The 14742-nt window shown below is 64.7% G+C and carries 12 protein-coding genes; 3 read left to right on the plus strand and 9 right to left on the minus strand.

Going from position 1 to position 14742, the window contains the following annotated elements:
- Window positions 1-117 precede the first annotated feature (117 nt).
- The 7 genes from cas3 to BM362_RS46070 form a co-directional block, all read right to left on the minus strand.
- Complete coding sequence (gene cas3 / locus BM362_RS02475; protein ID WP_342029776.1) at window positions 118-2709, minus strand: CRISPR-associated helicase Cas3'; 2592 nt, start codon at window positions 2707-2709, stop codon at window positions 118-120.
- Window positions 2643-6488 (minus strand): YobI family P-loop NTPase, encoded by a 3846-nt coding sequence (locus tag BM362_RS02480; protein ID WP_143132362.1) that lies wholly within the window; start codon window positions 6486-6488, stop codon window positions 2643-2645. The genes cas3 and BM362_RS02480 overlap by 67 nt, the downstream gene beginning before the upstream one ends.
- A 201-nt stretch (window positions 6489-6689) precedes the next feature.
- Window positions 6690-7244, minus strand: coding sequence for a hypothetical protein (locus BM362_RS48090; protein ID WP_208865091.1), 555 nt, complete (start codon window positions 7242-7244; stop codon window positions 6690-6692).
- A gap of 485 nt (window positions 7245-7729) precedes the next feature.
- Window positions 7730-8251 carry a tyrosine-type recombinase/integrase gene (locus tag BM362_RS02490; RefSeq protein ID WP_244287023.1) on the minus strand — a complete coding sequence of 174 codons (522 nt, stop codon included), beginning with the start codon at window positions 8249-8251 and terminating at the stop codon, window positions 7730-7732.
- A 4-nt stretch (window positions 8252-8255) separates the two neighbouring features.
- Window positions 8256-8801 (minus strand): AbiTii domain-containing protein, encoded by a 546-nt coding sequence (locus tag BM362_RS46750; RefSeq protein WP_143132363.1) that lies wholly within the window; start codon window positions 8799-8801, stop codon window positions 8256-8258.
- 33 nt (window positions 8802-8834) lie between these two features.
- Window positions 8835-9896 carry a DUF6414 family protein gene (locus BM362_RS46755; RefSeq protein WP_143132364.1) on the minus strand — a complete coding sequence of 354 codons (1062 nt, stop codon included), beginning with the start codon at window positions 9894-9896 and terminating at the stop codon, window positions 8835-8837.
- Window positions 9897-10942: 1046 nt separating this feature from the next.
- Window positions 10943-11350 carry a site-specific integrase gene (locus tag BM362_RS46070; RefSeq protein WP_167545188.1) on the minus strand — a complete coding sequence of 136 codons (408 nt, stop codon included), beginning with the start codon at window positions 11348-11350 and terminating at the stop codon, window positions 10943-10945.
- 690 nt (window positions 11351-12040) lie between these two features.
- On the opposite strand from BM362_RS46070, the gene BM362_RS02500 reads away from it, so the two are divergent.
- Window positions 12041-12241, plus strand: a complete 201-nt coding sequence (locus BM362_RS02500) for a hypothetical protein (RefSeq protein ID WP_143132365.1) — start codon at window positions 12041-12043, stop codon at window positions 12239-12241.
- A 381-nt stretch (window positions 12242-12622) separates the two neighbouring features.
- On the opposite strand, the gene BM362_RS02505 is transcribed toward BM362_RS02500, so the two are convergent.
- Together BM362_RS02505 and BM362_RS02510 are read right to left on the minus strand one after the other, a co-directional pair.
- On the minus strand, window positions 12623-12823 hold the full coding sequence (locus BM362_RS02505) for a hypothetical protein (RefSeq protein ID WP_093572086.1): 201 nt from the start codon (window positions 12821-12823) through the stop codon (window positions 12623-12625).
- An 18-nt stretch (window positions 12824-12841) separates the two neighbouring features.
- Window positions 12842-13039: a hypothetical protein gene (locus BM362_RS02510; protein WP_093572087.1), complete on the minus strand. Its 198-nt coding sequence runs from the start codon at window positions 13037-13039 to the stop codon at window positions 12842-12844.
- Between the two features lie 82 nt (window positions 13040-13121).
- Here BM362_RS02510 and BM362_RS02515 point away from each other — a divergent pair, with 82 nt between their 5' ends.
- Entirely contained in the window at window positions 13122-14129 is a 1008-nt protein-coding gene (locus tag BM362_RS02515; RefSeq protein ID WP_093572088.1) for a hypothetical protein, read from the plus strand.
- Window positions 14130-14233: 104 nt separating this feature from the next.
- Window positions 14234-14506, plus strand: a complete 273-nt coding sequence (locus BM362_RS02520; RefSeq protein WP_208865092.1) for an ASCH domain-containing protein — start codon at window positions 14234-14236, stop codon at window positions 14504-14506.
- Window positions 14507-14742 lie beyond the last annotated feature (236 nt).

The raw sequence follows: 14742 nt of genomic DNA on the forward strand, positions 1-14742 counted from the left end.
TCGGCGCTGGGGTTGCCCGGCGAGGATCGCAACGCGCCGGTGTCGTCTGTCGTTGGCGACGCCACGCGGCGTCGGGCTTCGGCCCGGCGCCGCCTGGCCGTATCTTCGTCGCCTCGGTCACCACACTTCGCGCTCAGCGCCGCTGGTGGTGTCGATGCCGCAATGCTTGTCGTAGGGGCCGGTCCACTCGCAGAGGTCGCCGAGCACCGGCTCGCACAGCGCCGCGATCGCCGGGTCGTTCAGCAGCCTCGTCGGCAGCGCCACGAGATAGGGCTGCAGTTGCCGCACTATCCCTCGGGCCTGTCCCGGTTCGCTGCGCAGACGCGCGATCAACGCCGCGGCCGGGGTGGTGCCGTCGTGGTCGGTGACGGCGACCGGCACGGTGTCGTCGTCGAGCATCCGGAAAGCCAGCGTGCGGTCGCGGCCGTTGACCTCTCCCATCGCTCGCTCCGGCCCGTCGGCCACCGACTCGAAGTCGAGGCGATGGCGGTTGCGCTGGATCTCCGCGGCACGCGTGCCGTACTCGGCGTTCGCGCGCCGGTACAGGGTCTGGTAGTAGCGGTCCAGGGCGTCGAGGTCGTCCGGTCGCACCTCGACCTCGCCGTGCGGACCGAAGTACTCGGCGGTCACCGCGGCCCCGAGGGCGTACCCCGCCGGGCTGGACATGTCCCGCGCGTCGAACACCACCACCAGGCCGTCCTGCCCGAGCCGTCCTTCCCGGTTCGCCCGCCCGGCCGCCTGCTGCAGGGCCTCCGCCGGCGCGAACGCCCGGAACACGACCGGGAAGTCGACGTCCACGCCCGCCTCGACAAGCTGGGTGGACACCAGCCGCACCGGCCCGCCCTTCGCCAGGCGGCCGCGCACCTCGCGCAGCACGTCGCGGCGGTGCTCCGGCGTCATCCGAGTCGACAGGTGGAAAATCCCGTCCGCGCCGGACTCCGCCCACGCCCGGAACACCGACCGGGCGTCGGCAGTCGTGTTGACCACCATCAGGACCTGCTCATGCGAGCACGCCCGCGCCCCGACCTCGACCAGCGTCGGCCTCGGGTCCAGCCACCACTCGTAGCGCACCCGCCGCATCGCCGCGAACAACGCGCGCGGCTCGTCGACCACGTCGCGCACGTTCACGCCGCGCCACACGTCGAACACCGGGAACGCGGGCTGCGTCGCCGACACCAGCAGCACCGTCGTGCCGAAATGCTCCGACAGGATCCGCAGCGCGTCCAGGATCGGCGTCAGCACCCGCAACGGCAGCGCCTGCACCTCGTCGAGCACGACCACCGCGTTCGCCAGCCGATGCAGCTTGCGCATCCGCGACGGCGTGCGCGCGAACAGCGAATCGAACAGCTGCACCGTCGTGGTCACGACGAACGGGCTGTCCCAGTTCTCCGCCGCCGGACGCAGCGCACGCCCGGCCGCGCCCGAATCGGGCGAGCGGACCCCCGAATGGTGCTCCAGCACCGCGTCCTCGCCGAGCATCGCGCGGTACTCGGCGGCGTTCTGCTCGGTGACCGTGACGAACGGGACCGCGACGATCACCCGCCGCTTTCCGTACCGGGCCGCGTGGTGCAACGCGAACCCCGCCGACGCCCACGTCTTCCCCGCCCCGGTTGGCGCCGGCATCCGGAACACCCCCGGCGAGTCCGCCGCACAATGCACCGCCCGCCGATACACCCGCTCGCGGACCCCGTCCACCGGCGAACCGGCCCGGCCCGCCAGCCGTTCCCGCCGCGCAGCCTCGAAACGATCCCGCAACGCCGCCATGTCCGCATTCGCGCGCACCCTCGGCCCTGCCCACCCCTGCGCGTGAGCCGCCGTGTCCAGATGATCGGCATCGACCAGCGACGAGAACACCAACCGCACCCCGATCTCCGCGACCGTGTTCCCGCTCCGCCAACCGACCGGCACCAGCGACATCGGAGTCCCTGCCAGCACCCGCTCCGCCTCCGGCAACAAGTCCAAAAAGGACCCGACCCCGGCCGCGCCCCGCGCCGCGTCCGCCGAATCGAGCCCGCGCAAGTCCTCCAGGCTGGTCAGGCCACCGTGATGGCCCAGGACCGCCATCGCCGCCGCACCCGCCACACCCCGAAGAAGGTTCGCACCCAGCTCCTTGTGCGGCACCCCGACCCGTCCGCCGCGGACCTCGGCACGCAGCAACCCCTCCTGCCACAACCCGCACGCCTTGCCCGCGTCATGGAACAAACCCAACGCAAACCCCAGCTCCCCAGCCCCGAACTCCCCCGCGAATAGACCCGCCAACCGCGCCGTCGAACGAGCATGATCCGACAGCAACTGCCGCCGACCCAACACATTCGCACTATGCGCCCACACAAAAACTCCCCGTTCCTTGCAACCCCCACGACCGGAAACGTCGGACTCCAGCCTCCAGACAAGCCGACGAACGCATGCCCCCCGCACCCGCCACGACGAGACTACTGAGCATGGCGAAAGCCCAACGCCTTCCGCAGTGTCACTACCCCAGGAGATGGAGTACCGAAAATCGGTCACGGGCGCTGCTTTCGTCGTGCGAGTAGGGCAGGATCGACAGCTTCTCCTGAAGCTACGGATGGTACGTCGGGCAGAAGACCGCTCCACCGCAGAACAACCCGGGAAATCTCGCGTCACCGCAAACGGCCACCCGCTCAGGCGGTTGTTACAGGCCGCCTGACAGCGAGCATCTCCTTTCGCGGTCGCTGGCGGGTCCGGCACACGCCCGCGTCCGACAGAATCTTGAACACGTCGCGGTGTGCCTGGTCGGACGGAACCTCGAACTCATCGCGCTCCCAGGTCGTCAGGTAGCTGTAGTTGCCGCCCAACTCGTTCAGCACAGACGTGACGGCACCCGCGTCGGGTGCCGCGATCTGCAACAGCCGGATGGTCAGGTTCGGCTCGTTGACCGTCGTCGCGACGCGGCGGATCTGGTCAACCGGCAACTCGGCACCGCTGAGAACGGCGAACCTGGCCGCAGCGTCAAGGGCTTCGTGATCGTCAACCGGAAGAAAGCTCGCGAGACCACCGAGCACTAGGCGGCCTACCTTGGCGCTGGTTTCAGGGTCCTCAAAGAGATCGACGAGCATCCCGTCGACCAAACCGGGGGCCAGGAAATCTTCCACGCCCTTCGAGGCGAGAACCGCGGCCCTGAGGGCGGTCCAACCGGCGCTGCGCAGGTGAGCGAAGGTGACTGCGTCGTCAGGTACCAGATCGTGTTCGATAAGCAGCGCGAACAGGTTGCTGTTCTCCGATGCGACGTCGGCGGCGGAAAACTGGGTGTCGATCCCGAGGCTGACGACGAGCCGGACCCGATCCTCGGGTTGACGGATGCCTCGCCGGGCATTGAGGATCGCGACGGCTGCGGCGGCCCTGCGCTCAGCCTTCGCATCGTTGTCCCCGTCCGAGGGCTCCGGCGTCTCGCCCTCGTCGGCGTGGATTGCGCCGGCATCGAGCAGTAGCTGGCCGAGACTCTCGTCGATGCCGCCGATTTCAGCCCGATACGTGTCGAGATTGGCAAGGGATGCGCGGAACAACTTGGCCGAGGCCAGCGCCTTCCAGGTCGATTTGGGTGCGTCGGCCAGGTGCCGCAACACACTCTCCGGCGACGCGGTGGCGGTGAGCCGCTCGACGAGATCGTAGCCGCTTACCGGCCAATAGTCAGGCTCGGCCACCGCTTGGCCGGTCTCGTCTGCCAGCGCGTGGAGAGCATCGACCAAGGTTTCGGGAGCCTGCGTCGAGTAGTCGGTGGCAGCGTCGGCTTCGACCGCGTCGAGGTAGGCGACGAGGTTGGCCAGGCAATACTGGTAGACGGTGTGGTTGCCACAGATCTCGTCCAGTGTCACCTGACCGTCGAGGTCGACTGCCGCGCGAAGGTTCTCCGCGGTCAGGTCGTACATGTTGTTGTCCACGAGGAGCGTCTTAAGCTCGTCGTGGACACCGTAGAGGTTGGGCAGAGAGATCTCGGCCCGCTGCAAGATGAGCACAACCGTATCGAGCACAGGCTTGGGGTGTAGCTGCGTGAACGCAGGCATCTCCGTGTAGTGCGAGACCACGAAGTCGCTGACAGCAGCAGTGAGGTTGTAGTCGCCGTCGGGGTTAGCGTGTGCGAGCGCGGCGTCCACAAGCACTGCGCGCCTGTCATCGGGCACGCCCTCATTCGTGACGAGGTAGACGAACACATCTTTCCACTGCGCATGACTCAGCCGTGCCGCCAGCCTGCTCCCCTCTGGATCCGTAGTGAAGAAGGCTGACAGGAACGTTGCGGCGTCCTCCCCGAAGTTCGAGGTCAGGTGTGTCACGACCTCGTCCGCGCGCTCGAGATCTTCGTCGAGAAAGTAGTCGACGAGTTGGATGTTGTAAGCGCTGATGGTGCGGGTGAAGTCCTCGCCGGCCTCGGCCAGCAGGTTGGCGAGCGCGCCGGAGCTGGTGAACTGGAAGTTGATGTCCAGGGTGTTGCGCTGGACGATTTGGACGATGAACGTTGCCACGTCGACGCCGGTGAAGTCGCCGTAGAACTGTGCGGCGTAGAGGGTGAAGTTCCGGTCGATGTAGCCCTGCCGGACCAGGTCGCGTGCCAGCTCCGACGTCAGAATCTTGTCCACGAGCGCCCCGAACGTCAGGTTCTCGGACACGTCGTCGGCAGCGTCGACCGTGTCCGCCTGCGGCGTGGTGATCTCGAGCGTGAACCTGCCGTCGGCGACCAGATCCTGGAAGTCGGCGCTACGGAGTTCCTCGATTTCGCGGTCGATCTTCGGCAACTCCTCGTGCCTTGCTTTGTCGCTCTTCTTCTCCCACCGCCCCTTCAGCACGTCGGGGAACAGATCCTCGAGGTGCTTCTGCGTCAACGTCAGGTACAAGACCCAATTGTTGTATCCAGGGGTCTGCTCCGCTTGCACGGCGATAGTGGGTGAAGCGATGACCGCTTCCCAGAACGCGGGCGTGGTCACGGCGTGTTCGTCGTACCGGGCCGAGCCGATCACGAAGTGTTTGGGACGGCTCGCCAAGGACTGGTTCTGCGGAGTCTCGATCTTCGCGATGGCGTTGAGCAGTCCGCCGAGGCGCTCGGCGAACAGCCCGAGGGCGCGAGCCTGCGCGTCCTTCGCCAAGAGGTCTCGTTTGCGCTTCTCCCGGGCGGCCACGGACGTTGCAACGAGGTTGCGGTGAAAGTCGTACAGGCGGTCGAGGAGGCTGGAGCCCCGTGCGATGTTCTCGAAGTCTTTCAGGTGGAAGTTCTTGTAGGCGACCAGCGCGAACAGGTGGCTCGGGGACAGGTCGGGAGCGCGGCGTCCGCGTCCGATGTTCAGCAGCCGGTCGGCGAACACGAGGTACTCGTTGCTGATGTTCACCAGGAGCCGCATGTCGGTCGCGTGCCTGGCGACGGTCTCGATCAGCGCGCGCTGGACGTAGATGTTCTTCTCTCGCAGAAGCCGGTACAGGTGCTCGCGGGCGGTGCGGTGCGAGATGAACGGCACGACCGGGATGACGAACTCGAAGAACTTGGTCCGGTTCGCGCGGACGGTCTCCGCGCGGGCGGCGTCGTCGCCTTCCGCGGCTGTGTCCTCTCCGAGCTTCTCGAACAGGCTGTCGCGCACGGCGTAGACGAAGCGGAGCGGCTTCTCGCGCTTCTCGATTTTCCTGAGCCGTTTCGGGGTGCTGTTCAGGAGTGTGTTCAGTTCCCGCAACGCCTGGAAAATCTGAGGATCGTTGTAGCGGTCCAGGTCCTCGAAGAGGACGATGTCCTTGGGCTCCTGGTCGAAGAAGTACACGATCTCGTCGAGATACTCGTCGAAGTAGGTGTGGTTTTGAGCCGACAACGCCAGGGTTGCGCCCGCAGCGGATACATTGGACAGCACGAACCGGTCGTAGGTAACCAACCGCAGCGCAGCGAACACCACGACGAGGAGCCCGAATATCCCCAGCCACACCAGCGCCTGTACGACGGCCGTGTGGTTGGCGCTGGTGGCTATTTGCGGGGGCAGGCGCCCGAACAATGCCAGCAGTCCGCCGACCACGCTGACGAACAGCGCGGACTCGCCGAACGCCCGCCACCGTGGCAGCGGACCCCGCCGACTGAACCGCGAATGGCGGAGCGTCCGAGGCCGGGCGCTGTAGACTAGCTGCTTGAGCACTTCCTTCTGGATGCGGTTGGTCAGCGTCGAGTCCTGCGTTTCGGGTGACAGCGTGGAGACGGCAAGCCGCAGTATCGAGTCCTTGTGGTTCTCCTGGAATTTGTCGAGAACGCTGGACTTCCCGGTCCCGTACGGTCCGCTGAGGGCGATGTTGCGGTTCTTCTGGTCGTTGACCGCCGCCTCCAGCTGGTCCAGATATATTTTGTGCTGGTCTTCGTCGTACTGCGGGGCCAACGACGTCAAAGACGAGCGACCGGAGGCGTTGCTCAGCGGCGCTTTCCTCGATGCCTCGACAGGCTCTTCTGTTTCATCCGCAGAAGCAACCAGCTTTTCCTTACGGCAGCCAGGACCGTGCTCGGCGTCGCTCACTGAATTCCTTCCTCAGTCCAGCAGGCGCTTCTGGAGCGTGCGCTCCGTGCCACACCACAGTTCAAGGCCGCCTGACTCGATCAGGCGTACCGGACGCAATCGCTCTTCCCGTTCGCTGCGATTGCGTCATTTCGTCGCTTCACAGCTGTCAACCGTTACAACGGAGACCGTCACGTGAGGACGGCTCGCGGGATTACGGGATTACCTACACGACGGCGACGGTGACGGTGATCTGACTGTTTTGCATGCCGTCGAGCGCACCGCATCTTCCACTCGACTGTCATGCCAGGGGCCGTCTCGATTGTGGCTGCCACCAGCTGGCGCGCCACCGTCGTCAAACAGCATCGCACCGCGGTCTGAAGGCCAGGAGGAACGCGAGCCGGCTAGCCGGCTCGCGTTGACGTCGTGTAGTGCCGGGCCGGCGGCTTCCAGCGTGTCCATGAGCGATTCCAGGCCGGATGTTTGCGCTTGACGGACTTCGGTGCCGGTAGGGGGAATCAGGGTGACGAGCTGGACCATGACCGCGCCGTTGTTCACGATGGCGTCGAAGCCTTCGTCGAGGAAGCCGAACTGGCCCTTCGCCCGCGCGCCCGGCGTCCACCCGTGCATGTCCGCACTGGCTTTGTCGACTCCGCGGTCGAGCAGGAGCTTGATCATCGCGCCGTCCAGACATTGCCGCCAACAGTTGACCGCCAATTGCAGCGGCGTGATCTCGCGATCGGCGCGCGCCTCGATGTCGCGAACCCGCTTGAGCACAGCAGGAAGAACGGAGGCACAACGGAGACGCAGACCAACGGTCAGCAATCACAAATTTGATCTTGAAGCCGCCAAAGCCCCAGGAAGAAGCCATGCGGCGAAGATCGTTTGAATATCACCAAGACTTACATCCGCCGGACTTTCGATCCGTTGCCGCCGCAGAAAATAATCCGCAGCTCCTCCGAAAGGAGAACCGCAGTCCCAGCTCTGAGCGCGAGGTAAAATACCAGGTCAAGTCGCATCTCCGGCTCCGTTGAGCACAGCAGGGCGAACGGAGACATAACGGAGCCCAGACTAGCCGCCAGCAACCGCCAATATGATCTTGAAGTCGGCGAAGCCCCTGGTAGAACCCCTGTAATCGAAGACCGTTTCAAGATCACCACAGTTGAACACGGGGGCTTTTAATCCGTAGGTTCTGGGTTCGAGCCCCAGGCGGCCCACTCAAACTTCCAGGTCAGCGGCTCTTTGCTCGCAGCCGGTCAAGATCAGCTCCCCGGTTTATCCCTGGTTTTGGGCTGGGACGGATTATCCAGCAGCCCTTCGAGGGCCAGTGCCGTGACCGGATCGACGGCCTTCCGCTCCAGGTAGTTGTCCTGCGTCATCGACACCCGCGAGTGGCCGAGATGATCGGCGATCAGGCGGGTGGGGATGCCCGCGTCGTCCATCGCGGTCGCCGTCGTCTTGCGGAAGTTGTGCGACGTCAGCCAGATGAACTCGTCGCCACTGCGGATCTCCCGGATGACCCGCAAGACGTTGTTCGGGTCTCGCAGTCCGCCGACCGTGCTGGCGAACACCGGACTCGCCAGGGGCCGACCGTCCTTCCGCGCCTCAGCCCACCGCCGCTTCAGCAACGCCAACGCCCAGGACGGCAACGGAAGCGCACGCAGGCTGGACTCCGTTTTCGGCCGAGGCTTCCGAAGCAGCCCTTCGCCCTTGACCCGGACCACCGTGTGCGTGACGTCGACCGTTCCCGCCACGAAGTCGATGTCTTCCCAGTACGTCGCCAACGCCTCACCGACCCGGACGCCCGCCGCCATCATGAAGCGCGACAGATCCGGCAGGTCCCAGCGTCGTGCCTTCTCGTTGGCCTCGACCCGAGCCAGCCACTTCGTACGCTCTTCGGCGTCCAGGGCGCGCGGCTTCTTGTCCCGACTGGATCAAACCATTCGCCAGTGCAACCACGTCAGCGGGCCAAGGAGCCCTTAGAGGCGTATTCGAATTTGAGAACTCCTCCACAACGGATATTGGTTCGACAATGGAAATCTGGCACAGTCCATTTTTTCGAAAGAACTCTGGGAACGCCATCTTCGGAATAGGCGCGTTCTGCAAACCGGAATTAAAAGGGCCACTGAAATGACCGATGACCTCTACCTCGACCGCACGTCGATACTGCGGAAGTTCGTCACCTGATCCATACCCGGACAGTTCTTTCTCAACCCAATGATCAAGCACAATAGAATCAGCTCTTGCCGCGAACACCTTGACTTGACGGAGAAGGGAATCCACCTTGGCGTTTCCGGAAGAAGCACCCTCGATCAAATTCTCAAGAAGGGTCACTTTATTACTTCTTTCAATCAGACAAAAACATGATCAGGGGTTTCTTGAAAAAGACCGATAGACAGCGATCGGGATCACAGATATACCCGGGTGCTGAGGAATATCCGATAGGCCAAAAGCTCCGAAACTCTGAATTAGGGATGACACCGTGTCGATGAAGTATTTTCTCGAAAAGTTACCTTTAGAATCCACGGATCCACGAGCGTTCATCAATTGATTAAGCAGCTTGACATCTTCGACAGACTGCGTGTAATGGCCAATTGTTCCGATGATTGTCCAGTTCTGCTTAGACAAGCCATACCTTGCTGCGACAGTTGCAGAATCGGCATCGAAGTACCTGCGGTTTTGCTGAAATCGAGCGGCAAGCACGAGTGCATCCTCGTCCGCGCTTGACTCGACGATCAAGGTCATGCCAGGACGCGAAATTCCCCTAGTCAAGCGAGCCATACTTCGAAATAGGGCAGGAGAAGTACCGTCCGCTGCTTCGAATTCTTCAATATAGTCTTCTGCTGTCGCGTCCGCAGGAATAGATCTGTAGCGAGATGAATTTTCGATCCTCACCGCCTTTGGAGGACGCTTTTGACTAGGCCTCTTGAGGCTGTCCCCGGAATCGCCATCATCGGCGAGCATCAACTTTGTGAAATCCTCAAACCCTCCAGCAGCTGCAGAGAAGCTGGATAGGGTATCTGCAAAATATTCAAAGTCAAAGAGAACTCCGGGAGCAGTTAAACGAAAGATGGAACCTTCTGGCCTAATCGACTTGATTGCGGAGAACTTATCAACGCCCGCCCCAAACTCTTCGGTAATATCAACAAGCCAACCGTCCTCCAAGGCCGCTTCCAGCTCTGGGAAAAGAGAATCAACGACTGAGCGCTGCAAGTAGCGCTCCTCCGTTGATTCATTGCTTCCGGAGACAAATTTCTCCCAGCCGAGCGACCTCTTCCTCATGGTCGCATCAGTCTCACGAAACTCCTCGGGCACGCCAAATTCTAGCTGACCGGCAATAGACCTGACTTTTTCAATATCTAAATACAAATAGTCGCGAAGGAATTGGCCACGAGGAGCGTGCTCATTACTGATAACGACTTCAGACAACTTGGCACCTTTCGTAGTAGCTGCCGAACTTGGCTCTATGGGATCAAGGGCGCGCCGCCGGGCGGCGCGCCTGCTGCGGTCCGTAGCCCCTCACCCGGGCGGCGCCGCGATCCCGGCACAGCGGGCTCCCGCTCCGCTCCGCCCACCGGCCGGGCCGCGCGGCCGCCAGCGGTGCCGGACCCCAGCGCCGCCCGCCAGCAGCACACACGACCCTCGCGCCAGAACCGGACAACCCACCCATGCGCAAACAGTCGCCGACCATCCTGGACCTGTTACGCACACGCATCGCCTGAGGCCACCCCGAAGCCTGATCGTGACAACGGCCGGTAGCACCGCGTCAAGGCTGGAAAGCGTGCCTTGACCCGGCCTACCGACCGCGTGTGAGCTTCGTATCGGGGTTGGGGGAAAGTGCGGGTGGGTAAGATGCGGGCTGAGCGAGCGAGCGTCAGGCACCGTCCGAGAGCATGATCATCTCCCCGGTTTTCCCCCGGAAAACGATCGCGAACGACGAGAATCAGCGACCGAGCATGATCAGCCGCGGAGCGTGCCCGCGCAGGTGAGGGCCAAGATCGGCAGATGACGAGAAACAGCCACTGACCTGGGCTTTGACTCCGTAGGTTCTGGGTTCGAGCCCCAGGCGGCCCACCACGATCGACATCCCAGCTGGCCAGCGGGGATGTTCTCGTCTGCCGATCTTGCCGGTCTTCGCGGTGATCTTGCGTGGGCTCGCGGAGGAGCTCTTCCTGGGCACCGGGCAGGGAAAACCCTTTTAACACTGGCGAAACGGCGTGTTCAGGGTGTGCTTCGCCGCTGCGGGTTTGTGCCCTTTCCGGTCGGCTTTATGGGTTTCTGCGTCTCAGGCGGCGGTGTTCGTGCGGCGGGTTCGTCTGCCGGCGGTCACCGGGCGGCGAGTCGCCTCGCGGCGTCGCCGACGCGGCACCCGCAGGCGCGTGCCCGTGGTGCAGGCGGCGTCGAGGACGAGACAGGCGGTGGCTTCCGCGGAGTCGCGGGCCAGTGTCGGCAGCACGCTGACGTAGGTGTCGCGGTCAGCACGATGCTGCTGTGCCCGAGCAGGTGCTGCACCGTCTTGAAGTCCGCGCCCGCGGCGAGCGACAGGCTGGCCGCGCCGTGGCGCAGGTCGTGCAGCGCACCGGCGGCAGCCCGGAACGCGTGTTGAGGACCCGGAAGAGGCTCGTCAGCGCGTCGGGCCGGATCGGGCGGCCGTGCCCGTTGAGGAACGGATACCCCGCCGGGTCGCCGTCCTGCGTAGCGCGGTGGCGGCGCAGCAGGGCGACGGTGCCGTGGTCGAGAGCGATCACCCGGTTGCTGGTGTCGCTCTTCGGTTTCCCGACCTCGACCGTCGCGCCGACCTGCCAGATCTGATGCGACACCGTCAGATAGCCCGCCTCGACGCACCCGGCCCGACCCGCGTGTCCAGCCACAACCGCAGCCACTGCCCGACCGTGATCACCGCGGCCGACAGATCCTTGCCGCCTGGGTCGCACAGGCAGGCACGGGCCCGCCGTGCCGCCCGCCGCGACGAACCTGCCGCTTCCGCCCGTCCGGCCGCGGCGGCATCTCCACCCGGAAATACCAACTCCCGTGCCCCCGCACCCGCAAGCGCCGACACCCGCCGCCCAGCAACCGCCCCGCGCTGTCCCGGCATCCGCACCGCTTGTACACGCCAGCAACCTTCATGGCACACCGCCCACACCATCGACGGACACCTCTCAGCGTGCGCCGCCGACGAGCAAATAGAGCTACCGGACGGTCAAACAGCAACCTGAGGTTCGCCCGGTACGGAGGGCTACGCCGGGTTCGTCATCGGAACCTCAGCCGGCCGCGCTTCGTCAACTGTCCGCCGACCCGGTAGCGCGACGTGCATGCAAACGGCCGATAGAGCTGAACAGCGTCGAAGACTTCCGTGCCTTCTCGAACGCACGTACCGTCATGTGCGGCCAGGCAATACCTGCGTGATGGCCAGCAGAACCTCCGTTGCCATTTGACACGGTCGGCTTCCGTTCCGGGTCCGCGAAACAATTCTCTGAGTTTTATCGATCACATATTCGAATTGTGCGGCCGGACGGGTGATGATCGACAGAAAATCATGGAACCCGACAGCGTGCTTGACGACACTCGTGTTCGTGGGTGGAGGCGTAACCAGCGAGATCACCGTCGAGCGCGTGCCGCACGCTGACCTCGCGACCATCGAGCAGACGATCAAGCTCAGTGACCAGGCGCGCGCGACGCTGGGCCTGTTGCGGCGTGCGGTCTACCACGACGCCGCGGGCAAGCACTGCCTGCTGGCCGCGCGGCACACCGCCACCGGCAAGGTGATCGGCTAAATCCTGTTCCGCCTGCCGCGCGATGAGGTTGTCATCACCCACCTCTGCGTCGCCGAAAGCCACCGCAAGAGCGGAGTCGCCCAAGCACTGGTCGACGAGACCAGCAGGAGGCACCAACGCCGCCAGGGAATCCGCGCGAAATGCCGCGACGACTACCCGGGCATCGAACCGACCTGGCGCGCACTCGGGTTCGAACCGCGGGACACGAAGACCCGCGGACGCGGCAAAGACGCCTCGGCGATGACGGTGTGGTGGCGCGACCACGGCCACCCCGACCTGTTCACCGTGCCGATGGACGAACCGGCCGTCGTGCACGTCGCCATCGACACCAACATCCTCATGGACCTGCGACTGCGCACCGACAAGCCGAACGCCCAGCGATCACGGGTGCTCGCCGCCGACGACCTCCTCGACCGCATCGACATCGTGGTGCCGCCAGGCCTGGAGCACGATCTCGACGGCAAAGACGAACACCAGGCGCGCCGCCTGCTCGACGCCGCCACTCACTACTCCAGGCCTCGCGGCTCCCGGGAAAGGGCCAAGGAGTTCTTCGAGGCGCTCAAGGCGCACGTCGAGGCCCATGTCCCGGGGTTCCCGGCTTCAAGCCAGGACGTCGGCGACCTGTGGCAACTGTCCGAAACAGCGGCGGCGGGCATCAAGGTCTTCCTGACCTGGGACGAACGATTGAAGAACACGATCGCCCCGCTGCTGCGCGGCGTGCCGGACACGCCCGAGATCTCCCAGCTTCGCGTCCTCGACCCCGACCATCTGCTGATTCACCTCGACGAACTCGCCCACCGCCGCGTCCTACCGGCCGGACACGCTCAAGGGCAGCGAGTTCGAGACAGGCCGCGCCGGGTCGGCCTCCGAGCCGACGCTCATGCGGTTCCTCGACCGCAACGGCGGCGAGACCAAAGCCAAGCTGAAGGCCGCACTGCACCAGCTCGCCCGGGACCAGCGCGAGCAGCTGATCGTCACCGCGCCCGACGGCGCGCCCGTCGCCTGCTACGCCCTCGTCGAGGCGGAACGAAACCTTCAGGTCCCTCTGCTGCGGCTGGCCGATCACGCCATCGCCCCGACGCTCGGTCGGCAACTGCTGTGGCATCTGCGCGAGCAAGCCCGCACGCGCGGCTGCTCCGTGGTCGACATCACCGACCCGCACCTTCCTCCCCACCTCCAAAACATCGCCCGACGCGAGCATTACCAGCACGTCGGCGACCACTGGTACGCCGTCGTCGTCGACCAGATCGGCACCGGCGCTGAGATCAGCGCGGCCACGACCCAGGCCTACCGGCAAGCCGGTCTCGCCGCCGCCCCGCTGATCCCGGCACGCATCGACGCCGACACCGCCCACCATTACGAACGGGTGTGGTGGCCAGCCAAAATCATCGACAGCGAACTCCCCCACTTCGCCGTCCTGATCAGGCCTGTGTGGAGTTCCGAGCTGTTCGGCGTGCCCGCGCCGTTGCTCAAGCGACGAGCGGATCTGGCGTTCGGCCGCGAGCAGGTCTACTTCCGCAGCGGACGCAACAGCACCCTGACCACGCCCAGCCGGATCCTCTGGTACATGAGCAGCAGCCGCAGGGACGGGCCAGCGGCCATCATCGGCACGTCCCTGCTCGACGGAATCACCACAGGCACGCCCGACGAGCTGTTCACGGCGTACGGACACTACGGCGTCTACCACCTGGCCAACATCTACGACGCCGCGCGAGACGGCCGCGCTCAGGTCCTGCAACTCTCCGACACTGAACTCTTCCCGAAACCGGTCGACCGCAAGAACTACGACCGGTTGCTGCGCATCCACAAAGGCCCCCAATCCATACAGTCCCCGGTGAACGTGTCACCAGAGCTGTTCACCGCGATCTACCGCCTAGGACAGGGCTAGCCCAGCCCCTTCCGTACACACCGGACGCCGAAGCACACCAACCGAGACGCAACAGAACCAGCCTCTGAAGGTTTTTGTCGGTCCCCGCAGCTAGGGTCCAGGCCGTGACCACACGCGCGACCTCCCCAGCAACCAACGCCGCCGCACCGGCACGACCGCTGCTGATGTCGCTGCGCCCCCGCTTCGCAGAGGCAATCCTCGACGGCACCAAAACCATCGAGTTGCGCCGCACACGAGTGTCCGCCCCACCCGGCACCAAACTCGTGCTCTACGCCAGCGCACCGACCATGGCCGTCGTCGGCATCGCCACGCTGATCGGCATCGAAATCGCCAGCCCCGGCAAATCTGGCGACGCCACCGCAGCCGTGTCTGCCTGAGCAAAGCCGAATACGACGAATACTTCGCCGGTGCCGAACTCGCGACCGCCATCGCCGTCGCCGCCCCCGAACGGCTCGCAGCACCGCACACTCTCGCCGCATTCCGCGCCGCCACCGGCTTCCGGCCACCCCAGAGCTACCGCTACCTCGGCAAGTTCGACCCCGAGATCCTTCACGCCGCCGCCCATTGACCCCCGCAAGGCAGCTAGCCCAGAACTCAAACCCTACGGGCTCCC

Origin of the sequence: Amycolatopsis rubida (assembly GCF_900115345.1) — a bacterium.
GTDB lineage: Bacteria > Actinomycetota > Actinomycetes > Mycobacteriales > Pseudonocardiaceae > Amycolatopsis > Amycolatopsis rubida.